The organism is Streptomyces sp. NPDC055189, assembly GCF_053606765.1.
The window spans coordinates 1-24931 of the sequence record NZ_JBSGSG010000087.1 but is presented as its reverse complement, the minus strand read 5'-3'; the positions used below and the strand labels follow the sequence as shown (position 1 = coordinate 24931).

18 protein-coding genes and 1 pseudogene are annotated in these 24931 nt (G+C 68.2%); 10 read left to right on the top strand and 9 right to left on the bottom strand.

Features of this window, described 5'->3' with window-relative positions; translation table 11 throughout:
- Positions 1–103 precede the first annotated feature (103 nt).
- The 6 genes and pseudogenes from ACWFR3_RS38260 to ACWFR3_RS38235 form a co-directional block, all read right to left on the bottom strand.
- Positions 104–1267, bottom strand: coding sequence for an ABC transporter ATP-binding protein (locus ACWFR3_RS38260; protein ID WP_453739308.1), 1164 nt, complete (start codon positions 1265–1267; stop codon positions 104–106).
- Positions 1156–2103, bottom strand: a complete 948-nt coding sequence (locus tag ACWFR3_RS38255) for an ABC transporter permease (protein WP_453739307.1) — start codon at positions 2101–2103, stop codon at positions 1156–1158. The genes ACWFR3_RS38260 and ACWFR3_RS38255 overlap by 112 nt, the downstream gene beginning before the upstream one ends.
- Entirely contained in the window at positions 2100–3182 is a 1083-nt protein-coding gene (locus ACWFR3_RS38250; protein ID WP_453739306.1) for an ABC transporter permease, read from the bottom strand. Before ACWFR3_RS38250 ends, ACWFR3_RS38255 begins: the two co-directional genes overlap by 4 nt.
- A 3-nt stretch (positions 3183–3185) precedes the next feature.
- A complete protein-coding gene (locus ACWFR3_RS38245) occupies positions 3186–5153 on the bottom strand; it encodes an ABC transporter substrate-binding protein (RefSeq protein ID WP_453739305.1) in 1968 nt (655 codons plus the stop codon).
- A 928-nt stretch (positions 5154–6081) separates the two neighbouring features.
- The gene (locus tag ACWFR3_RS38240) at positions 6082–7968 is read right to left on the bottom strand and encodes a MinD/ParA family ATP-binding protein (RefSeq protein WP_453739304.1); all 1887 of its coding nucleotides are present in this window, start codon (positions 7966–7968) and stop codon (positions 6082–6084) included.
- A gap of 1619 nt (positions 7969–9587) precedes the next feature.
- A pseudogene (locus tag ACWFR3_RS38235) lies at positions 9588–9668 on the bottom strand (SCO5717 family growth-regulating ATPase); the annotation flags it as partial.
- Between the two features lie 642 nt (positions 9669–10310).
- Here ACWFR3_RS38235 and ACWFR3_RS38230 point away from each other — a divergent pair.
- Positions 10311–11795 carry an outer membrane protein assembly factor BamB family protein gene (locus ACWFR3_RS38230; protein ID WP_453739303.1) on the top strand — a complete coding sequence of 495 codons (1485 nt, stop codon included), beginning with the start codon at positions 10311–10313 and terminating at the stop codon, positions 11793–11795.
- A gap of 43 nt (positions 11796–11838) precedes the next feature.
- Here ACWFR3_RS38230 and ACWFR3_RS38225 read toward each other — a convergent pair whose 3' ends face one another.
- Positions 11839–12135: a DUF397 domain-containing protein gene (locus tag ACWFR3_RS38225; protein ID WP_453739302.1), complete on the bottom strand. Its 297-nt coding sequence runs from the start codon at positions 12133–12135 to the stop codon at positions 11839–11841.
- 304 nt (positions 12136–12439) lie between these two features.
- On the opposite strand from ACWFR3_RS38225, the gene ACWFR3_RS38220 reads away from it, so the two are divergent.
- From ACWFR3_RS38220 to ACWFR3_RS38195, 6 genes are all read left to right on the top strand, one after another.
- Positions 12440–13975, top strand: a complete 1536-nt coding sequence (locus ACWFR3_RS38220; RefSeq protein WP_453739301.1) for an outer membrane protein assembly factor BamB family protein — start codon at positions 12440–12442, stop codon at positions 13973–13975.
- Between the two features lie 187 nt (positions 13976–14162).
- A complete protein-coding gene (gene rpsO / locus ACWFR3_RS38215) occupies positions 14163–14450 on the top strand; it encodes a 30S ribosomal protein S15 (protein ID WP_160507553.1) in 288 nt (95 codons plus the stop codon).
- Positions 14451–14954: 504 nt separating this feature from the next.
- On the top strand, positions 14955–17171 hold the full coding sequence (locus tag ACWFR3_RS38210) for a polyribonucleotide nucleotidyltransferase (RefSeq protein WP_453739300.1): 2217 nt from the start codon (positions 14955–14957) through the stop codon (positions 17169–17171).
- Positions 17168–18547: a M16 family metallopeptidase gene (locus ACWFR3_RS38205; protein WP_453739299.1), complete on the top strand. Its 1380-nt coding sequence runs from the start codon at positions 17168–17170 to the stop codon at positions 18545–18547. Before ACWFR3_RS38210 ends, ACWFR3_RS38205 begins: the two co-directional genes overlap by 4 nt.
- A gap of 20 nt (positions 18548–18567) precedes the next feature.
- Entirely contained in the window at positions 18568–19320 is a 753-nt protein-coding gene (dapB, locus tag ACWFR3_RS38200; RefSeq protein WP_453739298.1) for a 4-hydroxy-tetrahydrodipicolinate reductase, read from the top strand.
- A gap of 19 nt (positions 19321–19339) precedes the next feature.
- Positions 19340–19792, top strand: a complete 453-nt coding sequence (locus ACWFR3_RS38195) for a hypothetical protein (protein WP_453739297.1) — start codon at positions 19340–19342, stop codon at positions 19790–19792.
- 21 nt (positions 19793–19813) lie between these two features.
- On the opposite strand, the gene ACWFR3_RS38190 is transcribed toward ACWFR3_RS38195, so the two are convergent.
- Positions 19814–20374, bottom strand: a complete 561-nt coding sequence (locus ACWFR3_RS38190; protein ID WP_453739296.1) for a hypothetical protein — start codon at positions 20372–20374, stop codon at positions 19814–19816.
- 141 nt (positions 20375–20515) lie between these two features.
- Positions 20516–20755 (bottom strand): hypothetical protein, encoded by a 240-nt coding sequence (locus ACWFR3_RS38185; RefSeq protein WP_453739295.1) that lies wholly within the window; start codon positions 20753–20755, stop codon positions 20516–20518.
- 190 nt (positions 20756–20945) lie between these two features.
- On the opposite strand from ACWFR3_RS38185, the gene thyX reads away from it, so the two are divergent.
- From thyX to ACWFR3_RS38170, 3 genes are all read left to right on the top strand, one after another.
- The gene (thyX, locus tag ACWFR3_RS38180; RefSeq protein WP_453739294.1) at positions 20946–21686 is read left to right on the top strand and encodes an FAD-dependent thymidylate synthase; all 741 of its coding nucleotides are present in this window, start codon (positions 20946–20948) and stop codon (positions 21684–21686) included.
- 190 nt (positions 21687–21876) lie between these two features.
- A complete protein-coding gene (gene dapA / locus ACWFR3_RS38175; RefSeq protein ID WP_361193869.1) occupies positions 21877–22776 on the top strand; it encodes a 4-hydroxy-tetrahydrodipicolinate synthase in 900 nt (299 codons plus the stop codon).
- 146 nt (positions 22777–22922) lie between these two features.
- Positions 22923–24608: a ribonuclease J gene (locus tag ACWFR3_RS38170; RefSeq protein ID WP_365866707.1), complete on the top strand. Its 1686-nt coding sequence runs from the start codon at positions 22923–22925 to the stop codon at positions 24606–24608.
- The last annotated feature ends 323 nt before the right edge of the window (positions 24609–24931 follow it).

Here is a 24931-nt window from a genome sequence, read left to right as displayed (position 1 = left end):
CGCTGCTCCTCGGTGCGTGATCTGTCGGGGCTGCCGGGGCTGCCGGGGCTCTCAGGGCTTCCGGGACTTCCGGGACTTCCGAGACCTCCGGGGCTTCCGGGGCTCACGGTGTCCGCTCCGCCGTCGCCGGTGCCGACGTCGGCTGCGCCGGGAGCTGCGCGCCCGCGTGCACGCACGCCGCGCGGTGCCGGGGGCCCGCGTCCCGCAGCACCTGGTCCTCCGTGGTGCAGGAGTCGAGAGCGACCGAACAGCGCGGGTGGAACGTGCAGCCCGTGGGCAGCGCGGACGGGTCGGGCGGGTCGCCGGGCAGGCCGCGCGGCGCGAAGCGTGACGTCGCGTCGCCGATGCGCGGGAAGGCCGCGGAGAGGGCCTTTCCGTACGGGTGCCGGGCGTTCTCGTAGACCTCGGCGGCCGGGCCCTCCTCGACGACCCGGCCCGCGTACATCACCGCGAGCCGGTCGCAGGTGTCGGAGAGCACCGCGAGGTCATGGCTGATCATGATCAGGCCCAGGTCCTGCTCGGCCACCAACTGCTCGATCAGACGCAGGATCTGCGCCTGGATCATCACGTCCAGGGCCGTCGTCGGCTCGTCGGCGATGATCAGGCGCGGGTCGCAGGCGAGCGCCATCGCGATCATCACGCGCTGGCGCTGGCCGCCCGACAGCTCGTGCGGGTACGCCTCCGCGCGAGCGGCCGGAAGGCCCACCTGTTCGAGCAGCTCACCGGCTTTCTTCCGCGCGCCCGCCGGTGTCGCCTTCTTGTGCAGCAGGATCGGCTCGGTGATCTGGTCGCCGATGCGGTGCACGGCGTTGAGCGAGTGCATCGCGCCCTGGAAGACGATCGACGCGCCCGCCCAGCGGACCGCTCGGACCTGGCCCCACTTCATGGCGAGGACGTCCTCGCCGTCGAGCAGCACCTCGCCGGTCACCTTCGTGCCCGCGGGCAGCAGCCGCAGCAGCGCGAGGGCGAGCGTCGACTTCCCGCAGCCGGACTCGCCGGCGACACCGAGCTTCTGGCCCGCGTCCACCGAGAGGTTCACGCCACGCACGGCGGCCGCCCCGGACGCGTACGTCACTTCGAGATTTCTTACGTCCAGGAGGCGCTGTTCGGTGAGCTGTTCCGTCACTTCGGTCTCCGTCACCTTGTTCGAGCTGCTCAACGGGAGACCCCCAGCCTGGGGTTGAGCACGGACTCCACGGCGCGCCCGCACAGCGTGAACGCGAGCGCCACGACGGCGATGGCGAGGCCGGGCGGAGCGAGATACCACCAGTCGCCCGCGCTGACCGCGCCCGCCTCGCGCGCGTCCTGGAGCAGCCCGCCCCAGGAGACGCCGGTGGGGTCGCCGAGGCCCAGGAACGCGAGCGTCGCCTCGGTGAGGATGGCGTTGGAGATGACGAGGGTGGTCTGCGCGAGCACGAGCGGCATGACGTTGGGCAGGACGTGCCGGGTCATGATGTGGCCGTGGCCGCCGCCGAGGGCCTGTGCGCGCTCGATGTACGGGCGGGATTCCACCGCCAGCGTCTGGGCGCGGACCAGGCGTGCGGTCGTCGGCCAGGTCGTCACGCCGATCGCCAGGATGATCGTCCAGATCGATCCTGACATCACCGCGGCGAGCGCGATGGCGAGCACCAGCGTCGGCATCACCAGGAACCAGTCGGTGACGCGCATGATGACGGTGGAGTACCAGCCCTTGAAGTGCCCGGCGGTGATCCCCACGAGGGTGCCGATGGTCACCGAGAGGACGGCGGCGAGCAGCCCGACGGTCAGCGACATCCGCGCCCCGTACACCAGGAGCCCGAGCAGATCGCGCCCGAACTGGTCGGTGCCGAGGGGGAATTCGCCGCTCGGGGACTCCATGGGCTTGCCCGGCGCGTCGGTCACGCTCTGCGCGTCCGAGCCGACCAGGAGCGGTGCGAAGACGGCGATGAGCGCGATGACGACGAGTGCCGCCAGGCCGAAGAGCCCGGCCCGGTGGGTGCGGTACTCGCGCCAGAAACGGGCGGCGGAGTGCCGCCTGCGGGCCCACGCGAGAGCGCGTGCGCTCTTGGGTGCGGCGGTCGGCGGGGCCGTCGGCGGGGTGGTCGGTGCGGATTCGGTCGTCATCGGCCCACCCGGGGATCGAGCAACGGATAGATCACGTCGGCCAGGGTGTTCATCAGGATCACCGCAGCGGAGAAGATGAAGAACAGGCCCTGTACGAGGGGCAGGTCGGGCACGCTGAGCGCGGCGTAGAACAGCCCGCCGAGACCCGGCCAGGAGAAGACGGTCTCGACGAGGATCGCGCCCGCCACCACCGTGCCGAGGTTCACGAACATCAGCGTGACGGTGGGCAGCATCGCGTTGGGTACGGCATGGCGGCGCCGTACGAGATCGTCGCGCAGCCCCTTGGCGCGGGCCGTCGTCAGATAGTCGCTCCCCATCTCGTCGAGCAGCGACGACCGCATCACGAGCAGGGTCTGCGCGTACCCGACCGCCACCAGGGTGATGACGGGCAGCACCATGTGGTGCGCGACATCGATGACGTACGCGACCCCTGTCTCACCCCCGGATTCGAGCCCACCGGTCGGAAAGAGCCCCGGAATGGGACCGACCCCGACCGAGAAGGTGATGATGAGCAGCAGCCCGAGCCAGAAGGACGGCACGGAGTAGAGGGTGAGGGCGAGGCCGGTGTGGACGCGGTCCCCGAGCTGCCCGTTGCGCCAGGCCGTGCGGGTGCCGAGCCAGATGCCGATGAGCGTGTAGAGCACGAACGCGGTGCCGGTGAGCAGGAGCGTCGCGGGCAGCGCGTCGGTGATCTTGTCCATCACCGGGGTGTGGAACTGGTACGAGGTGCCGAAGTCGCCGGTCAGCGCGTTGCCGCAGTAGTCGAAGAACTGCGTCATGACCGGCTGGTCGAGGCCGAACTCTTTGCGCATCGCGTCCAGCTGTTCGGCCGATACGCGCTTTCCGCCCGTCATCTGCTTGACCGGATCACCCGGAATGAGACGGAACAGGAAGAAACTGGTGACGAGGACGGCGAACAGCGAGACGGCGGCGCCGCCCAGCTTGCCCGCCACGTACAGGAGATAGGCGCGGGTGTTGCGGGCCCGGGGGCCGCGGGCCGACGGCCCGGCGAATGCCGGATCGTCGGTCGCCGCGGTGCCCTCGGTGTCGAGCAGTGCGGGATTGCTGTCAGCGGTCATGCGTTACTCGCGGTCCTCTGCGGTCGAACGGCGGCGCAGGGCGAACAGGACTCCTCCGCCGACGAGCACCACCGCGGCGGCGGCGATACCGATGATGACACCGGTCGAGCTTCCGTCCTTGGAGGAACTCTTCCCATCTGCGGGCTCCGCTGACCACCAGGACCAGTAACCGTCCTGACCGTAGATGTTGCCCGCGGCCGTCGGCATGGTGGTGATGGACTTGATCTGGTCGGTGCGATAGGCCTCGACGGCGTTCGGGTACGCCAGGATGTTCATGTATCCGGAGTCGTAGAGCCAGGACTGCATCTCCTTGACGGTCTCCGCACGCTTGTCCGGGTCGTACTCGGCCAGCTGCTTGTTGTAGAGCTCGTCGTACTTCTTGTCGCAGATGAAGTTGTCGGTCGCGGCGCTCTCCTTGGCCTTCACCGGGAGCGCGTTGCAGGCGTGGATGCCGAGGACGAAGTCGGGGTCGGGGTTGACCGACCAGCCGTCGAAGGCGAGGTCGTACTCACCCGCGTACCAGGGCACGGACACGTCATCGAGACAGTTGACCTTGAGCCCAATCCCAAGATCACCCCACCACTCCTTCAGATACTTTCCGACGGCCTTGTCGTTCGGGTCGGTGGCGTGGCAGAGGATGCGGAAGTCGAGCGGCTTGCCGTCCTTGCCGACGCGCTTGCCGTCGCCGTTCTTCTTGTAGCCCGCCTCGTCGAGGAGTTGGGCCGCCTTCTTGGGGTCGTACGACAGCTTCTGGTCGGCGGACGGCTTCCAGGCGTACTCGGAGAAGCGCGGCGGGATGTATCCCTCGCCCTCGACGGCCTGCCCCTGGAAGACCTTGTCGACCAGCGCCTCACGGTCCACGGAGAGGAAGAGCGCCTGGCGGACCTTCTTGTCCAGGAGGGCCTTGTTGCCGTCACCGAACTTCTCGCGGTCACGGGTCTGGGCGCCGGGGTTGGTCGCGAGCGCGAAGAAGCGCCGACCGGGGCCTTCATTCACCTTGACGTTCTCAGTGCCCTTGAGCTCGGAGGCCTGAGCGGGCGTCAGCGCGGGCTGGCCGGCCACGAAGGAGACCTCGCCCTTCTTGAGCGCCGCGACGGCCGCGTCCTGGTCCTTGTACGTCTTGAAGACCAGCTCGTCGAACTTGGGCGCACCGCGCCAGAAGTCCTTGTTGGCCTTCAGCTTCACGTACTGGTCGGTCTTGTACTCGGTGAGGACGAAGGGTCCGTTGCCCACGATGGGGAAGGTCTTGTCGTTGTTGTACTTGCTGATGTCACCGACCTTCTCCCACACGTGCTTCGGGACGATCGGCACGTCGAGGGCGGCCATGGTGGCCTGCGGCTTCTTCAGTTCGACGACCAGCTTGGTGGGGCTGGGGGCGGTCACCTTCTTGAAGTTGGCGACGAAGCCGGAGTTGGCGGTGGCGGTGCCTTCCTTGGACATCAGTTTGTTGAACGTCCAGGCGGCGTCCTCGGCGGTGGCCTTCTTGCCGTCCGACCACTTCGAGTCGTCCCGGATGGTGTACGTCCAGGTCAGCTTGTCCGCGGAGGGCTCCCACTTGGTGGCGAAGCCCGGGATCGCGTGGTTGTCCTTGGCGTCGTAGTTCGTCAGGTACTCGTTCGTGAGACGAATGATGCTGGTACTGAGGAGCCGCTGGGCGAGGAAGGGACTGAGCGAGTCGACGCTCTGGGCCACCGCGACGGTGAGGGTCTTCTTGCCGTCCGCCTTGGCCTCGGCCTGTTGGGGCGCCGGGTTGAGGGGAGAGGCGAGACCCGCCGTCAGTGCGAGGGCGGCGGTGCCGCCGGCCAGGAGGAGGCGGAGGCGGGGGGACGTCTTGGACCGGGGGGATGCCTTGAGCCCGGGAGCTGCCTTGAACCCGGGGGATACCTGCACCCCGGGGGGCACCTGCACCCCGGGGGGCGCCTTGGTGGTGCGGTGGGCCCGTGTTCTGCCGTGCTGATCTTGTGTATCCATGGGTCGGTGACCTCGCGTCATCGCTCGCGCAGAGATGGCTAGTTGATCAAGTAACGCCAGCTGGTTGATGTGTGTGTCTACCAGCGCCAGTCTGCGCCAGTCAACGGCAGGTGAACCCCATGTGGCCTGCGGAAATAACGAGTTGACCCGTATTTCATCCGCATTGGTCAAGACCTGTGAAGCATGGCTGGTCGGGGGGTGGCGGTGAGGGGAGGGGCAGGTGGGGGTGGGGTGGGGTCGGGGGTGCGGGGGAGGTGCGTGTGGGGGCGTGTGGGGTGCGTGGGGAGGAGCTGGATGCCAGGTCGGGGGGCGGGCGGCGCGCCAACCTGACGGCACGCTGGCGGCACGCTGGCGGCTCCGCCGACCCGCCTTTGCCGACCCGCCTTCGCCGACCCGCCTTCGCCGACCCGCCTTCGCCGACCCGCCTTCGCCGACCCGCCTTCGCCGACCCGCCTTCGCCGACCCGCCTTCGCCAACTGGCTTCTGCTGCGATGGGCTGCTTAGCGGAAATCGCCCGGTGTCTCTGTGTCGACGACCGGCCGGGTGGGCTGCTCGCCCTGCGCCTCTGCCTCGATTGCCGGTCGCTAGGAGCGCTCGCCGCGTGCCTTCCTGCCCGACAGCCCGGCTGCCCGGCGGTCGGGCTATTCCTCCCACCCTCTGACGGGGCTACACGTTCCCTCGTTGCTAGCTGACTGCTCGCGCTACTCGCCCCACCTCACCCGGCGCCACCTTCACCCCTGCCCCATTGCCCGCCTGGTCGGGCCACTCGCCCCACTCGCCCGCCTTTGCCCCGGCCATGGATGCGGGGTGATCGGGTGGGTGGGTGGGAAAGTCTGTTCGGTAGCGGACACGGCGGGGCACCGCAAAAACGGACCGGGCCCGCACCGGAGTTCGGTGCGGGCCCAGTCGAGATCAGCGGAGGCGAACGCTACTGCTGCGGCGCTTCCGGCGCGGGCGGCTGCTCACCCGGCGGAACGGGCCCATGCAGCCCCCCGGGCGGGACGGGCTGCCCCGGCTGCGGCTGAGGCTGCGGCTGATACGGAGCGCCGGGCTGATACGGCTGCCCCGGCTGAACAGGCGCAGGCGGCAACTGCCCCTGCTGCGGCGGCTGAGGCTGCCCCTGAGGCGCAGGCACAGGCGCAGGCGCCTGGAACGGCTGCCCCGGCCCCGGCGCCCCGGGCGCCCCCGGCACCTGCGGAGGCGCAGCATTCTGCCACCCCTGCGGAGCCCCCGGCTGCTGCGGATAGGGCTGCCCACCGGGCTGCTGCGGTGGCTGAGGCTGCTGCTGAGGAGCGTACGGCTGCTGCGGCCCCTGCCCGGGCTGCGGCCCCTGCCCCGGATGCGGAGCCTGCCCCGGATACGGAGCCTGCCCGGGCTGCGGCGCCTGCCCACCGTACGGCTGCTGCCCCGGCACAGGACCCTGCTGACCCGGCTGCTGAGGCACACCCTGCTGCTGAGGCACAGCTCCCTGCTGAGGCACAGCCCCCTGCTGCCCGGGATACCCCCCCTGCCCCGGCATGGGCGGAGCGACGACCGGAGGCGGATTCCCGTCAGAGGTCCACAACCCCTGCTGCTGCTGAGCCCGCACAAAGTCCTCCGCGACCATCGCGGAGAGATTGAAGTACGCCTCCCGCACCTTCGGCCGCATCATGTCGAGATCGACCTCGGCACCGGCAGCGAGATGCTCGTCGAAGGGAATGACGACAACACCCCGGCACCGCGTCTCGAAGTGCGACACGATGTCGTCCACCTTGATCATCTTCCCGGTCTCACGCACACCGGAGATGACGGTGATGGAACGCGAGACAAGGTCGGCGTACCCGTGCGCGGACAACCAGTCCAGCGTCGTGGACGCACTGCTGGCCCCGTCCACGGACGGCGTGGAAATGATGATCAGCTGATCGGCAAGATCGAGTACCCCCCGCATGGCGCTGTAGAGCAGCCCCGTACCGGAGTCGGTCAGGATGATCGGGTACTGCTTACCCAGCACATCAATGGCGCGCCGGTAGTCCTCGTCGTTGAACGTGGTCGAGACGGCCGGGTCGACGTCGTTGGCGATGATCTCGAGCCCGGAAGCGGCCTGCGAGGTGAAGCGCCGGATGTCCATGTACGAGTTGAGGTACGGGATCGCCTGGACGAGGTCACGGATGGTGGCCCCGGTCTCACGCCGCACGCGGCGCCCGAGCGTACCGGCGTCGGGGTTGGCGTCGATGGCGAGGATCTTGTCCTGCCGCTCGGTGGCAAGCGTCGACCCGAGCGCGGTAGTGGTGGTGGTCTTGCCCACCCCGCCCTTGAGGCTGATGACGGCAATCCGGTAGCAGGACAGCACCGGAGTCCGGATCAGCTCCAACTTCCGCTGCCGCTCGGCCTCTTCCTTCTTCCCGCCGATCTTGAACCGGGACCCGCCGGCCGCGGGCCGACTGCTCTTGGCCTTCGGCTTGTTGTTGCGAAGCAGCCGATCCGAGGACAGCTCAACGGCGGCCGTGTACCCGAGCGGCGCACCTGGGTTGGTCCGCTCCCGCTGATCGTGCTGCACGGCCTGCGGCCAGGCGGCACCGGTGCGGGGGTCGATGGGCGGCTGCTGCTGAGCCGGGGGCTGCGGCTGAGGCTGCTGCTGAGCCGGAAGCGGCTGCTGCTGCGGCTGTACGGGGGCAGGGGGCTGGGGAGCCGCCTGCGGTACGGGGAGATTCGGGTTGGCCGGGCCCGGAGCCTGGGGCGCAGGCTGCTGCTGCTGCGCAACGGCGGGCGGGAGCGGCTGCTGGGCCTGCGGCGCGGGCGGCTGCGGGAACCCGTAACTACCCTGCGGGGCAGGCAAGTTGGGCTGCCCCGGAGAGGGAGCGCCTTGCTGCGGGAACCCATAACCGCCCGGCGGAACGGGTGCGCCACCCTGCTGGGGGAACCCATAACTGCCCTGCTGCGAAGGAGCAACGGGACCGGGCGCCGGAGCACCGGCCTGCGGAAACCCGTACCCGGCGGGCGGAACAGGCGCTTCGGGAGCGGGCGCAGGAGCCGGAGCAGGCGCACTGGCCTGCGGGGCCTGCGGGGCCTGCGGGGCTTGGGGGCCTGCGGGAACCCGTACCCGCTCGGCGGCACCGGAGCCTCGGCGGCCGGAGCAGGCGCGACCGGCGAGGGAGCCACCGGCCCGGTGGGCGAGGGCCACGCGGGAGGCGCCATCTGAGGAGCCTGCGGCTGTACGGGCGAAGGCGCTGGCGCCGGTGCAGGAGCGGGCTCAGCCTGCTGCGGCACCGCCGGCTGCACGGGCTCGGCAGCAGGCGTCGGCTCCGCGGGCGGCGGCGTGGAGGCCTGTACGGGGACGGGCCACTGCGGCGCGGACGCAGGCGCGGCGGGCTGGAAGGCGGGCGGCAGCGGCGGAAGCCCGCCGTGCGGCGCCGGAGGCGGAGTCCAGGACGGCGGAACGGAATCCTGCACTTCATCGACGGGCGCAGCAGGCACAGCATCCTGCGGAACGGCATCACGGACGTCGTCCGCACCGTCGGCCTCGTCGTCCCCCTCGGAGTCATCGGAGCCATCGACGTCCGAGGCGTCACCGACAACGCCAAAACTCACATCACCCGCAGAGGCAGGCACACCCTCATCCGAGTCAGCCTCTTCGACAGGCTCGCCGGAAGGCGCCTCGCCATCAGGAAGGCTGGACGCACCGCTCTCCCCATCAAGGCCAAGCTCATCCTCGGCCGACTCATCCGACTCGTCCTCGTCGGGTTCGCCGGCGTCCGAGGACGGGCCCTCCGAGAAGACCGAACCCGTTTCAACCTTTTCGCCACCGGTACCAGCACTGCCATCGCCATCGCCATCGCGAGCCGCTTCCGCGGCGGCCCGCTCCTCGATCTCCCGCTTCAGAGCGACGGCGGAGAACCGCATGGTGGCGCCGCTCTCCAGATCTCCACTGTCATCGGCGATGGGCTCGACCGGAGCAGGAGACACGGGCTCCGGCTCGGGCGCAACCGCAGGCTCCTCCGGCGCGACCTCAGGCTTGGGAACGACACCCGTCACATGCACGGAGGAGGCAACACCAGCAACGGCACTACCCCAGTCGGCAGCACCCCCAGAGGGCGCCCCACCGTCAGAAACAGCCGGAGCCGAAGAGGAAGCAGACTCCGAAGAGGGCGAAGCCTCAGGAGAAGGAGAAGGAGAAGGAGAAGGAGACGGAGCCGACGCAGGAGCAACGGGCGAAGCCCAATCCGTCTGCGGCTGAAACCCGCTCCCCACAGGCAGCTTCGGCACAGCGGCAGGCAGCCCGACCGGCGGAGCCGGAGGCTCAGGAGCAACGGGCGGCGCCGCAGGCTCAGCGGAGGCCGCAGGCGAAGAGACCGGAGGCGACGCAGGCGGAGCCGAAGGAGTCTCCCCCGCACTGCCGGACGCATTCTGCGTGTACCAGGCAGGAGGGGCGTAGTCGATGGTGAACTCGCCCGTCGTCTCGGCAGCGGACTCTGCGTCGGACTGATCATCGACGGGTGTGTCCCAGCCCCCGCGGATCTCGTCCCGATCGCTGTTCACAATGCCTCCTGGTGTGGTCGAGCACCCTCGTGCCGTGGTGGGAGGGCGACCGTTTCTGTCGTCCGATCCGCCATGGCTCTCCCCGTGGTGGACGCGCACAACCCACTCCAGGGTTCTGGCGTCGCGTCCAGTACCAGCCTAATCACCAAAAGCACCAGCACGGCAGGGCAGCCCACCCCACGAATACTGTCCTTTCCATCACGCTCCCCACAGGAGCGATCCCCGTATCGGAAACAGTGACGGACAAATCAACCAACAAGCGACAACTGTGCGCTAATTCGGAAGGTCGCCCGACGTTGCGCTGCCGCTGAGACCGCCCTGCGCGGCGTACCCAACAATCCGGTCTCGGCATACGCGACCTGCACCATCACGCCCCTGCTCGTGCACGCGAGCGGAGGGAGAAAGGCGGTGGGCGGAGAGCTGCAGAAGGAGGAACGCCCCCTGCGCGGACGAGTGTTGAGGGGACGGCCAGGCGCCCTCCCGGTGGATCAACGGCTCACAAGCCGACGTACGATCATCTGCTCCGTCCTCTCCACCGTCCTCCACCGCCCTACCCGGGCGGACACCGCGCGCCCTGGGCGAACACCGCGCCCCCTGTACCCCAGACCCCCACAAACGCAGACAAGACAAGGACCTCACGACGTGAGCTTCGGCCCGCCTCCCTCCTCCTTCACCCAGTCCACGCTTGCAGCGGACGGAGCCCGCAGGAATCGTCGGAGGTGGCTTGTCGGCGCCCTGGCCGCCGTTTTCGTCGTGGTGCTGTGCGCCGGTGGCGGATACCTCTGGCTCGGGACCGGTGGCTCGACTGCCGCCGCCGACAAGCCGGACGCCGCTCCGCAGGGTCGGCTCGACGTCAGGGAGACGGTCGAAAAGCAGCCTGCGACCACGAGAGGCCAGATGGCCTTCCGGCTCTCCGTCGACGACATGAGTCCCGGCGAGGATTACGAGATGCCGGGCACGTGGGCGACGGACAAGATCCTCGCCAAGGGCATCAACAGAACGCTCGTGGGATTCAAGATCGGCAAGGACGCCTCCACGGGGGACGAGACCTGGCGTATGCCACTCGCCGGACCCATCTGCGGGCTCACGCGTCACGTGACCGTGGAAGCCCGCATCGCGGTGCTCCACAGATCCAAGAATGATCCCGAGGCACCCTGCGAGCAGGTGGCCTTCGTCGACATCGACACGGGGGAGAAGGTCTGGGACAAGAAGTTCCCGACGTCGAAGACCATCTTCGGACAGGATCCGACAAGTGTGTCGATGACCCGCGGCACCGTCGCCGTGACCTGGGGCAACGGCTCGGCGGCGTACGACATGGACACAGGGGACCGCCTGTGGAAGAAGGCCCGGGTCTCGGGCTGTGAGCACCACGGCCTGGCAGGCGGGCGTGGCCTGCTCATGGTGCTGAGCTGCGTCCACCGCAAGAGCGTGACGTACCAGGTGCAGAAGCTGGATCCCCGTACCGGCTACGCGAAGTGGACGTACTACGTCGCCGACGGGGTCAAGGGAGTCAATCTGCTGTCCGCCGAGCCCGCCGTCATCGGTCTCTCCGCGGGCGACAACGACGTGACGCACCTGGTCTCGCTCGACGACCGCGGAAAGCGACGCGCGACCATCGGGCTCGAAGGCGGCCGCTATGTCGTCAACTGCTCGACCGCGACGGGCTTCAACGCGGTCGACGACTGCCCCTCGACGGTTGTCGGCGGCGATCAGGTATTCGTCATGAGCCGCGAGGATCCGCACGGCGACATGATCAACAACGCGAATCGCATCGTGTCGTTCGACCTCGCTACGGGCAAGACCGTCAAGAAGTTCGAATCGGGGAATGGCCAGCTGCTCTACCCCCTGAGGATGAGCGGTGACCAGCTCCTCGCGTATCGGGAGAGCAGCGACCACATCACTCCCATGGGAGTGGTGAGCCTGAACCCGCGGACCGCCAAGGAGACCCCGTACTTCTTCTTCGCTCTGCCCGTCGAGGGCTGGACTCTCGCGGGCATCGAACTGAGCGACATCGTGGTCCAGAACGGGCGGCTCTTCTTCGGCAGCAGGCACGCGACCGGGCCCAGCGCCGAGAAGAAGAAAGAATGGTCGTGGCTGGCCATCGGCATCGAGGGCGCGAAGCGGTAGCTCCACCCGGGATCCGGCGCGAGCGCGCCCTCGGAAGGTTCGGTCAGTCCGCGTCCCGGCTGCCGTCGACCGGCGCGGGCTCCAGATCGAACTCCCCGTCCCGGGCCCCGAGCACGAAGGCCCGCCACTCCGCCTCCGTGTACCGCAGCACCGTCTCGGGCTCGACCGACGACCGCATGGCCACGGCGCCGTCCGGCAGGTACGCGATCTCGACCCGCTCCTCGTGTGCTTCGGTGCCCGGTGCGCTGTGCCACTCCACGCCGGAGATGTCGAGAGCGTAAAGCTCGTTCTTCTCGCGTTCCTTGCGAGCCTTGACGTCCTCGTCCAGTGCCTCGGCCATGGTGCAGCGGCCCCTTCCACATGAGCGAACCAACCGTTGGCTCAGACTACTTGGCGACCGAGGAGTACGCAGCGCAATGGCCTCGCCACCAGGTGTTCCGACCGGCGTGCGCGCGGGCTGCCCGCGCCTCCTGAGCCGCGGAGCGTCGGACCGGTGATGTTCAATGAGGCGCGCTCAGCGATCAGTTGACCCCGGTTGAGCCGGTGCAAGAAAGGCACTCAGCATGAGTTATGGCCCGTCCCCAACGCATTCACAGTTCACTCAGTCCGCTCTCTCCGCGGACAGGGCGAACAAGAAGCGTCGTATGAGGGTGCTGGCCATCGTGTTGGCGGTCGTCCTCTGCTCGGGCGGCGGCGTCTTCTGGGCGGTGGCCGACGACGATCCGGAACCGGCGAAGCAGCCGACGGCCGCCCGGCAGGCACCTGACGACATCCGGGGCACCGTCGAGAAGACGCCCCGCACTCCTGAGAGCCGCCTCGCCGTCGAGTACAACGAGAAAGAGTTCAAGAAGAGGTTCAAGACGGAGACCGTCAATGCGCCCGGCGCGTGGGCGACGGACAAGAACTTCGTCAGGGGGGTCGGCAACACGCTCAAGGGGTTCAAGTTCGGCACCTTCGAGGAGGACTGGTCCACCGAGCTGTCCGGCCCGATATGCGACACCACGCGCCACGTCACCGCCGACGGACGCACGGCTGTCCTCCTTCAGGAGCGCCCGGCCAAGGACACCAAGGACGACGCCGACAAGGGCAAAGGCAAGGACAAGGGCAAGGACAAGGGCAAGAAGTCGAAGGGCAAGAAGTCGAAGGGCAAGTCCAAGGACAAGAAGTCCAAAGACAAGAAGTCCAAAGACAAGAAGTCCAAAGACAAGGACGCCGAAGCCGCGGACGACGAGTACCTCTGCACCCAACTCGCCTTCATTGACCTCAACACCGGCAAGAAGCTGTGGCAGGTGAAGCTGCCCGACGCCAAGAAGGCCTTCGCGCCGAACACCAACGTGACCATGACGCGCGGCACGGTCGCGGTGGCGTGGAGCTACGGATCGGCCGCGTACGACATGGAGCGCGGGCGGCAGCTCTGGTCGAGCCCCGGCGCCGGTAAGTGCGAGGACCTCGGCTTCGCGGGCGGACGCTCCCTCCTCGCCCTGGTCCAGTGCGGGGACGACGCGGACCCCCAGTTCAAGGTCCAGAAGGTGAAGCCCCGGACCGGCAAGTCCGAGTGGACCTACAAGGTGGCCCGCGGAGTAGGCCGCGTCTACCTGGTCTCGTCCGAGCCCGCCGTGCTCGCCGTCTCGGCCGGCGACATCGCCGTGACGGACCTGATCACCCTCGACGACCGAGGCGATTATCAGACCACCATCGACATGCCGGAAGACCGTTTCGTCGACAACTGCTACAAGCAGCTCTTCGGCGCCGTGGAGACGTGCGAGTCGATCGTGGTCGGACGCGATCAGCTGTTCCTGGCGACCGCAGCGGATGCCCTCGAAGACAGCTGGATCGTCTCGTACGATCTTCGCACCGGTAAGACCGTCAAGAAGTTCGACTCGAAGCCGCACCGCCCGATGTATCCGGTGCGCATGAGCGGCGGCAAACTGCTCGCGTTCCGGCCGAGCAGCGACGGCATCGAGCCGGCCGCCGTGGTGAGCCTCGATCCCCGTACGGCCAAGGAGACCCCGTATCTGCTCTTCGGCATGCCGGACCGCATCGTCATGGAGGATCCGCAGGAGACCGAGGTCATCGTGGAGCACGGCCGGGTGTTCTTCGCCCCCAGGGAGCTGACCGAGGTGAGCAGCGGCTCTTCGAAGGGGATGGCCTACGGCGCCCTGGGAATCGAAGGGGCCTGAGGCGGAGAGGCCGGTCCACGCCGACTGGTACCCTGTGTAGCGGCCGTATGTGTACGCGTCCCCGGACCCCCTCAAGCGAGGACCTGGAGACAGCGCCCAGCGGACCTCGCCTCCCGAGTTACGGAAGCTCCCCTGCGATTTAGACCAGGGGCACTCGGTGGCCACGAAAAGACTACGAGGAGTAAGCGTGTCGCTCGACGCCGCTACGAAGAAGCAGATCATGACCGAGTTCGGCCAGAAGGAGGGCGACACCGGCTCCCCCGAGGTCCAGGTCGCCATGCTCTCCCGCCGCATCTCGGACCTGACCGAGCACCTCAAGACCCACAAGCACGACCACCACTCCCGTCGTGGTCTGCTGATCCTGGTCGGTCAGCGTCGCCGTCTGCTGCAGTACCTGGCCAAGAAGGACATCAAGCGCTTCCGTGCGCTGGTGGACCGTCTGGGCATCCGTCGCGGTGCGGCGGGCGCCAAGTAAGTCATCGTGAAGGGGGCGGTTCCCACGCAAGAGGGGACCGCTCCCTTTGCTGTATGCAGGATCTTTGCCGTATGCGCGATCATGCGTGAAGCAGTACTCATGCTCACGCACGCATGCTCTACGTGCGAAGTGTCACCGGCGCTTTGTAGTCTGGTTGCACAACGTCATAGTGCACAACGACATAGACAACGTCATACGCACACCTCATACCGGACCGGGCAGAATCGGACTGCACGGTTCGGAGACGTAACGGCGTCGCACATGGCGACGAGACGACGTCACACCGAACGAGGAGAAGCGCACCTCAAGGAAAGCCGCCGCCGGTCCTCGGTAGTGGCGCCCGGGGTACAGCGAGAGTTCGAGCGTCGAGGAGATCTCGATCATCGGGCAATCGAGTGCCGCCGGGTGCTTCGATCGAAGACCGGCCCGCACCAGTAGGAGCGCTTCTCCGCCACCGTCCCCGTGCCACACGGGCCAAGGGACGAAGACGAGGAGAAAACGCTAGTGGAGAACGAGACCCACTACGCCGAGGCTGTTATCGACAACGGCACTTTCGGCACCCGCACCATCCGCTTCGAGACGGGCCGCCTGGCCAAGCAGGCCGCAGGCTCCGCCGTCGCGTACCTGGACGACGACACCATGGTGCTGTCGGCCACCTCCGCTTCCAAGCGGCCCAAGGACCAGCTCGACTTCTTCCCCCTCACGGTGGACGTCGAGGAGCGGCAGTACGCCGCCGGCAAGATCCCCGGTTCGTTCTTCCGTCGTGAGGGTCGCCCCTCCGAGGACGCGATCCTGACCTGCCGCCTGATCGACCGCCCGCTGCGTCCTTCCTTCAAGAAGGGCCTGCGCAACGAGATCCAGATCGTCGAGACGATCATGGCGCTCAACCCCGACCACCTGTACGACGTGGTCGCGATCAACGCCGCCTCCTGCTCCACGCAGCTGGCAGGACTGCCCTTCTCGGGCCCGATCGGCGGCACCCGTGTCGCGCTGATCAAGGGCCAGTGGGTCGCCTTCCCGACGCACACCGAGCTCGAGGACGCCGTCTTCGACATGGTCGTCGCCGGTCGCGTCCTCGAGGACGGCGACGTCGCGATCATGATGGTCGAGGCCGAGGCCACCGAGAAGACCATCCAACTCGTCAAGGACGGCGCGGAGGCCCCCACGGAGGAGGTCGTCGCCGCCGGTCTCGAGGCCGCGAAGCCCTTCATCAAGGCGCTCTGCAAGGCCCAGTCGGACCTCGCCGCCAAGGCCGCCAAGCCCACCGGCGAGTTCCCGGTCTTCCTGGACTACCAGGACGACGTGCTCGAGGCCCTCACCGCCGCCGTGAAGTCGGAGCTCTCCCAGGCGCTGACCATCGCCGGCAAGCAGGAGCGCGAGACCGAGCTCGACCGCGTCAAGGAGATCGCCTCCGAGAAGCTGCTCCCGCAGTTCGAGGGCCGCGAGAAGGAGATCTCCGGTGCCTACCGCGCGCTGACCAAGAAGCTGGTCCGCGAGCGCGTCATCAAGGACAAGGTCCGCATCGACGGCCGTGGCGTCACGGACATCCGTACGCTCGCCGCCGAGGTCGAGGCCATCCCGCGCGTGCACGGTTCGGCGCTGTTCGAGCGTGGCGAGACCCAGATCCTGGGCGTCACCACCCTCAACATGCTCCGCATGGAGCAGCAGCTCGACACCCTTTCGCCGGTGACGCGCAAGCGCTACATGCACAACTACAACTTCCCGCCGTACTCGGTCGGCGAGACCGGCCGCGTCGGTTCGCCCAAGCGCCGCGAGATCGGCCACGGCGCGCTCGCCGAGCGCGCGATCGTGCCGGTTCTCCCCTCGCGCGAGGACTTCCCGTACGCGATCCGCCAGGTCTCCGAGGCCCTCGGTTCGAACGGCTCGACGTCCATGGGCTCGGTCTGTGCCTCCACGATGTCGCTGCTGAACGCCGGTGTGCCGCTGAAGGCCGCCGTCGCCGGTATCGCCATGGGTCTGATCTCGCAGGAGATCGACGGCCAGACGCACTACGTCGCCCTCACCGACATCCTCGGTGCGGAGGACGCGTTCGGTGACATGGACTTCAAGGTCGCCGGTACGAAGCAGTTCGTGACCGCGCTCCAGCTCGACACCAAGCTCGACGGCATCCCCGCCTCGGTCCTGGCCGCCGCGCTGAAGCAGGCCCGCGACGCGCGTCTGCACATCCTCGACGTGATGAACGAGGCGATCGACGTTCCGGACGAGATGTCCCCGAACGCGCCGCGCATCATCACCGTCAAGATCCCGGTGGACAAGATCGGTGAGGTCATCGGCCCGAAGGGCAAGATGATCAACCAGATCCAGGAGGACACCGGCGCCGACATCACGATCGAGGACGACGGCACCATCTACATCGGTGCCGCCGACGGACCGGCCGCCGAGGCCGCCCGCGCCACGATCAACGGCATCGCCAACCCGACCATGCCGGAGGTCGGCGAGCGCTACCTGGGCACCGTCGTGAAGACGACGACCTTCGGTGCGTTCGTGTCCCTGCTCCCGGGCAAGGACGGTCTGCTGCACATCTCGCAGATCCGCAAGCTCGCCGGCGGCAAGCGCGTGGAGAACGTCGAGGACGTCCTCGGTGTGGGCCAGAAGGTCCAGGTCGAGATCGCCGAGATCGACTCCCGCGGCAAGCTCTCCCTCATCCCCGTGGTCGAGGGCGAAGAGGGCGACGACTCGAAGGACGACACCGACAAGTGACGTCGCGTAGCACCACGACGACGGCCCGCCCCTCTTCGGAGGGGCGGGCCGTCGCCCGTACCCAAACCCTCCTCAAGGGCAAGGACGGCATCGGCACGGTCCGCCGTACGACGCTGCCGGGCGGCCTGCGAGTCGTCACCGAGACCCTGCCCTCCGTACGCTCCGCGACCTTCGGGATCTGGGCTAACGTCGGATCCCGTGACGAGACGCCGTCCCTGAACGGCGCCACGCACTACTTGGAGCACCTGCTCTTCAAGGGCACCAAGAAGCGCAGCGCCCTCGACATCTCGGCCGCGCTCGACGCGGTCGGCGGCGAGATGAACGCCTTCACGGCGAAGGAGTACACGTGCTATTACGCACGCGTGCTCGACACCGACCTGCCGCTGGCCATCGACGTCGTCTGCGACATGCTGACGGGCTCCCTGATCCTCCAGGAGGACGTCGACGCCGAGCGCGGCGTCATCCTCGAAGAGATCGCGATGACCGAGGACGACCCGGGCGACTGCGTGCACGACCTGTTCGCGCACACGATGCTCGGCGACACCCCTCTGGGCCGCCCCGTCCTGGGCACCGAGGAGACGGTCAACGCCCTCACGGCCGAGCGGATCCGCCGCTTCTACAAGAAGCACTACGACCCGACCCATCTCGTGGTCGCGGCCGCGGGCAACGTCGACCACAACAAGGTCGTACGCCAGGTCCGCTCCGCCTTCGAGAAGGCGGGCGCCCTCCACCGCACCGACGCGACGCCGATCGTGCCGCGCCAGGGCTCGCGCTCCCTGCGTACGGCGGGCCGCGTCGAGGTCATCAACCGCAAGACCGAGCAGGCCCACGTCATCCTCGGCATGCCGGGTCTGGCCCGCACGGACGAGCGCCGCTGGGCCATGGGCGTCCTGAACACCGCCCTCGGCGGCGGCATGTCGTCCCGCCTCTTCCAGGAGGTCCGGGAGAAGCGCGGCCTGGCCTACAGCGTGTACTCGTACACGTCGGGCTTCGCCGACACCGGCCTCTTCGGCGTCTACGCGGGCTGCCGCCCGAGCCAGGTGCACGACGTCCTGAAGATCTGCCGAGACGAACTCGACCAGGTCGCGCAGAACGGCCTGAGCGACGACGAGATCGGCCGCGCGATCGGCCAGCTCGCGGGCTCCACCGTTCTCGGCCTCGAGGACACCGGTGCGCTGATGAACCGTATCGGCAAGAGCGAGCTGTGCTGGGGCGAGCAGATGTCCGTCGACGACATGCTGGCCAAGATCGCCGCGGTCACCCCGGACGACGTCCGTGAGGTTGCCCGCGAGGTCCTCGGCCACCGGCCGTCCCTGTCGGCCATCGGCCCGCTCAAGGACAAGCAGGCCGCCCGCCTGCACGAAGCGGTCTCCTAACCCCTTAAGGAATCAGGAACATGAGCAAGCTGCGCGTGGCGGTCGTCGGGGCCAAGGGCCGGATCGGCTCCGAGGCCGTCCGGGCCGTCGAGGCCGCCGACGACCTGGAACTGGTCGCGGCCCTTGGCCGGGGCGACTCGCTGGACACGCTGGTGGAGACCGGTGCCCAGGTCGTGGTCGAACTGACCAACCCCGACGCGGTGATGGCCAATCTGGACTTCTGCGCCCGGCACGGCATCCACGCCGTCGTCGGTACGACGGGCTGGACCGACGAGCGCATCGCGCAGCTGAAAACCTGGCTGGCCGCAACGCCTCAGACGGGTGTCCTGATCGCCCCGAACTTCTCCATCGGCGCGGTCCTCAGCATGAAGTTCGCGCAGATCGCGGCGCCGTACTTCGAGTCCGTCGAGGTCATCGAGCTGCACCACCCGAACAAGGCGGACGCCCCCAGCGGCACCGCCACGCGCACCGCCCAGCTCATCGCCGAGGCGCGCAGGGAAGCGGGCAGCGCCCCGCAGCCCGACGCCACGGCGACCGCGCTGGAGGGCGCCCGCGGCGCGGACGTCGACGGTGTGCCGGTGCACTCGGTGCGCCTTCGCGGCCTCCTGGCCCACCAGGAGGTGCTGCTCGGCGGCGAGGGCGAGACCCTCACCGTCCGGCACGACTCACTGCACCACAGCAGCTTCATGCCGGGCATCCTGCTCGGCGTACGCCGTGTGGTGAGCACTCCGGGCCTGACGTTCGGCCTGGAACACTTCCTGGATCTGAACTGACGCGGGCCGGCTGACCCTCATGCGAGCAAAGATCACTTACGCCGTCACGGCTGCCGTCCTGGTCGTCTACTTCGTCCTGGTCGGCAGCCGCGGCGTGCTCCTGATACAGCACGGCACCGCCCTCACCATCACCTTCGGTGTCGCGGTGCTCATCCTGCCGTTCATCGGTGTCTGGTTCCTCTGGAAGAACACCCAGTTCGTCCAGCGCGCCAACCGCCTGGCCGCCGAGCTGGAAGCCGAAGGCGGCCTGCCGGTCGACGAGTTGAAGCGCACGCCCGGCGGCCGCATCGACCGCGACTCGGCCGACGAGGTCTTCGCCAGGCGCAAGGCCGAGACCGAGGACGCGCCGGACGACTGGCGCTGCTGGTTCCGCCTGGCCGTCGCCTATCACGACGCCCGGGACACCCCGCGCGCGCGAAAGGCCATGCAGCGCGCGATCGCGCTGCACGCGGGCAGGCCGGTGAACGTCTAGCCCGGGCGGTTCAGACCCGGCTCAGGCAGTGCGCCGGTATTCGTCGGCCCACACCTCGATCGAGTCGGCCGCCCGGTTGAAGGCCTCGTGCCGGGCCATGAAGTCCGCGTTGCGGTCGGTGAGCAGCGGCTGCTGCCCCCCGGCCTGCTCATCCCGTCGTACGAGGATGAGTGCCTGCCCCTGTACGGTGCGGGGCAGCCCGAGCCACCGCACGGGCTGCTGCGTGGTGCGCACGGTCGCGACCTGCGCCCACGGCACGGTCTGCGTCGTCAGGAAGGCCACCCGACGCAGTCCGTGCGCGCTCACCCAGGTGCCCATCCGCAGCAGCCGCAGCGCGCTCGCGATGATGACCACCGCGAGCCCCGCGCAGATCGCGGAACCCGCCAGTGAGTCCGCGAACGCGATGATCACCGCGGCGACGAGGACGAACGAGGCGAGCAGCAGGAGCAGCGCTGCCGCCCCCACCCGCCACGGACCCGGCCGGTAGGGCCGGCGCCAGTGGTCGCGGTCGTCGAACGGCAGCGCGGCGTCGTCCGCCGACTCGTCAAAGGCGCGGTCCGCCGTCAGGAAGGGCAGGGGCACGACTGAGTCCTCACTCGATCCACGCACGGGCTGTGCCCGGTGAGGCTACCGAGCCCTGCTCAGGGCTACCACCCTTGGGGGTCCAAGGGGGTACCTCCCACGCCAATCGGGGCAGTGGGGAGAGCCAGGGTCAGACGGTCTTCATCGACCGTCCGAGGCTTCGGACTGCTGGGTGTGCGACGGTGACTGATCGGGTGACAGGGCAGGCATGCCGACCAGCAGAGAACCTGCGAGTCCGGCGGCCACGACCAGGCCGATCAGGGTGCGGCCCACGATCTGAGAGGCCGACGGGCGCTCTCGGGGCGGGGGAGTGACATTGCTGCGAAACTTGTCGGCTTCGGCGATGAAGGCGAACGGGACGGGCTCGCGCCGACGGAACATGGGGTGCGTTTCTCCTCACGCGACTCGAACTTAACTCTGTTGTCCAGTCAGACGCTCGAAACGGCCAATTGGTGCCCGGTTTCGCCAAATTCGCCGAAGATTGTCGTGGCGAGGCACCGAACGGCCGATTGTCAGTGCCGGGCCATAGAGTGGGCGCCGCCCGAGTGATGCACATGGAAGGACCCCGCCAGTGAGCGAGACCCCCACCGAAGACCTCAAGCCCAGCTTCCGCAGCGAGGTCACCGTCGAGTTGGTGAAGCATGCCGCGACCGACTCCGACGTCCTGTGGGCCGCCCGCGTCTCCACTGCCGGGGAGCAGTCCCTGGAGGAGCTCCAGAAGGACCCGGAGCGCTCCAAGGGCTTGATCAACTACCTGATGCGGGACCGCCACGGCAGCCCCTTCGAGCACAACTCGATGACGTTTTTCATCAGCGCCCCCATCTTCGTCTTCCGCGAGTTCATGCGACACCGCGTCGGCTGGTCGTACAACGAGGAATCGGGCCGCTACAGGGAGCTCCAGCCGACGTTCTACGTCCCCGACGAGTCCCGCAAGCTGGTCCAGGAGGGCCGCCCCGGGAAGTACGTCTTCGTGGAGGGCACCGCGGCCCAGCAGGAGCTCACGGGCCGCGTCATGGAGGACTCCTACCGCCAGGCGTACGAGGCCTATCAGGAGATGCTCGCCGCAGGCGTCGCGCGTGAGGTGGCCCGCGCGGTCCTGCCGGTCGGCCTCTTCTCGTCGATGTACGCGACGTGCAACGCCCGTTCGCTGATGCACTTCCTCGGCCTGCGCACGCAGCACGAGCTGGCCAAGGTCCCGTCCTTCCCGCAGCGGGAGATCGAGATGGTCGGCGAGAAGATGGAGGAGCACTGGGCAAAGCTCATGCCCCTCACGCACGCGGCCTTCAACGGCAACGGACGTGTGGCTCCGTGAGGCACTGATGTACGGGTGGGCTGAGTGAGGTGTCCGTATTGCGGCATTTCGAGAAGTTCATCTAGCCTGATCAAACGGACCCGGCACTGCTTGAACCCCCGAGCAGGCAGTGCCGGGCTCCTCACTTGTCAGGTCCGCACACATCCCCCGAGGGGGGACCACGCGCTGAGCAGCGAGTAGCGTGTTACCCATGGCTCCGACCTCCACTCCGCAGACCCCCTTCGGCAGGGTCCTCACCGCTATGGTCACGCCCTTTACGGCGGACGGCGCACTCGACCTCGACGGCGCACAGCGGCTCGCCGCCCACTTGGTGGACGCAGGCAACGACGGCCTCGTCATCAACGGCACCACCGGTGAGTCCCCGACCACCAGCAACGCGGAGAAAGCCGAGCTCGTACGAGCCGTAGTGGAAGCAGTCGGAGACCGCGCCCACGTCGTCGCGGGCGTCGGTACGAACGACACCCGTCACAGCATCGAGCTCGCCCGCGACGCCGAGCGCGTCGGCGCCACCGGCCTCCTGACCGTGACGCCGTACTACAACAAGCCCCCGCAGGAGGGCCTGCTCCGGCACTTCTCCGCGATCGCCGACAGCACCGAGCTGCCGGTCATGCTCTACGACATCCCCGGCCGCAGCGGCGTCCCGATCAACACCGAGACGATCGTCCGTCTCGCCCAGCACCCGCGGATCGTCGCCAACAAGGACGCCAAGGGCGACCTCGGCCGCGCCAGCTGGGCCATCGCCCGCTCCGGCCTCGCCTGGTACTCCGGCGACGACATGCTGAACCTCCCGCTGCTCTCCGTCGGCGCCTGCGGCTTCGTCTCCGTCGTCAGCCATGTGGTCACCCCCGAACTGCGCGCGATGCTCGACGCGCACTCCACGGGTGACGTGCAGAAGGCCACCGAGATCCACCAGAAGCTGCTCCCGGTCTTCACCGGCATGTTCCGTACGCAGGGTGTGATCACCACCAAGGCGGCACTCACCCTGCAGGGCCGCCCCGCGGGCCCGCTGCGGCTGCCCCTGGTCGAACTGTCGCCCGAGGAGACGCACCAGCTCAAGATCGATCTCGCCGCCGGCGGGGTACAGCTCTAACCACAGACTTCACAACTGAATACGCGAAACACCGCGGGACACCGACTGACACCGTCCTGCACTCACACCAGACAACTGCTACTGCACGAACGTCATGCGCGCCACGTGCCTTGGAGGTACGTGGCGCGTGTGGTGAGGAGAGTCTTTTGAGTCATCCGCATCCTGAACTCGGCGCCCCGCCGAAGCTCCCGAAGGGCGGCCTGCGGGTCACCCCGCTCGGCGGCCTCGGTGAGATCGGCCGCAACATGACCGTCTTCGAGTACAACGGTCGCCTGCTGATCGTCGACTGCGGAGTGCTCTTCCCCGAGGAGGAGCAGCCCGGAATCGACCTGATCCTGCCGGACTTCACGTCCATCAGGGACCGCCTCGACGACATCGACGGCATCGTGCTCACGCACGGCCACGAGGACCACATCGGCGGTGTCCCCTATCTCCTTCGCGAGAAGCCGGACATCCCGCTGATCGGCTCCAAGCTGACCCTCGCGCTCATCGAGGCGAAGCTCCAGGAGCACCGCATCCGTCCGTACACGCTCGAGGTCGCCGAGGGCGACCGTGAGCGCCTCGGCCCGTTCGACTGCGAATTCGTCGCGGTCAACCACTCCATCCCCGACGCCCTGGCCGTCGCCGTCCGCACCCCCGCGGGCATGGTCGTCGCCACCGGCGACTTCAAGATGGACCAGCTGCCGATGGACGGCCGCCTCACGGACCTGCACGCGTTCGCGCGGCTGAGCGAGGAGGGCATCGACCTCCTTCTCTCCGACTCGACGAATGCCGAGGTGCCGGGCTTCGTCCCGCCGGAGCGCGACATCTCGAACGTGATCCGGGGCGTCTTCGCGGGCGCCCAGAAGCGGATCATCGTCGCGAGCTTCGCCAGCCACGTCCACCGCATCCAGCAGATCCTGGACGCGGCTCACGAGTACGGCCGCCGGGTCGCCTTCGTCGGCCGCTCCATGGTCCGCAACATGGGCATCGCGCGGGACCTCGGCTACCTGAAGGTCCCGCCGGGCCTGGTGGTCGACGTCAAGACGCTCGACGACCTGCCGGACCACGAGGTCGTGCTCGTCTGCACGGGCTCGCAGGGTGAACCGATGGCCGCCCTCTCCCGGATGGCCAACCGCGATCACCAGATCCGCATCGTCCAGGGCGACACGGTCATCCTGGCGTCGTCGCTCATCCCCGGCAACGAGAACGCGGTCTACCGCGTGATCAACGGCCTGACCCGCTGGGGAGCCAACGTCGTCCACAAGGGCAACGCGAAGGTGCACGTCTCCGGCCACGCGTCGGCCGGCGAGCTCCTGTACTTCTACAACATCTGCAAGCCCAAGAACCTGATGCCGGTCCACGGCGAATGGCGCCACCTGCGCGCCAACGCCGAGCTCGGCGCCCTCACCGGCGTCCCGCACGACCGCATCGTGATCGCCGAGGACGGCGTCGTCGTCGACCTCGTCGAGGGCAAGGCGAAGATCGTCGGCAAGGTCCAGGCGGGATACGTGTACGTGGACGGCCTCTCGGTCGGCGACGTCACGGAGTCCTCCCTCAAGGACCGCAGGATCCTCGGCGACGAGGGCATCATCTCGGTCTTCGTGGTGGTGGACTCCAGCACCGGCAAGATCACCGGGGGTCCGCACATCCAGGCCCGCGGCTCCGGCATCGACGACTCGGCCTTCTCCGCCGTCATGCCGAGGGTCCAGGAGGTCCTCGAGAAGTCGGCCCAGGACGGCGTCGTGGAGCCCCACCAGCTGCAGCAGCTCATCCGCCGCACGCTGGGCAAGTGGGTCTCGGACAACTACCGCCGACGCCCGATGATCCTTCCCGTGGTCGTCGAGGTCTGACCCGACACTGCGTGAACTAGGAGCGGGGCGCCTCGATTTGCATCGGGGAGCCCCGCTCCAGTACGTTTACGTCTCCGCCTGAACGGGAAGCACCCGGCACTCACGTGCTCGGAGCCAACCAAACAGGGCGGGGGAATTCCGACTCAGAATCTCTGATAAAGTCGGAACCGCCGGAAAGGGAAACGCGAAAGCCGAAAGGCCGGAGCGGGAACCGGAAAGGCACCGAGGAAATCGGACACGAAAGAGTCTGATAGAGTCGGAAACGCAAGACAGCGAGAACAGCAAGACAAAAGAAACACCGAAGGGAAGCGCCCGGAGGAAAG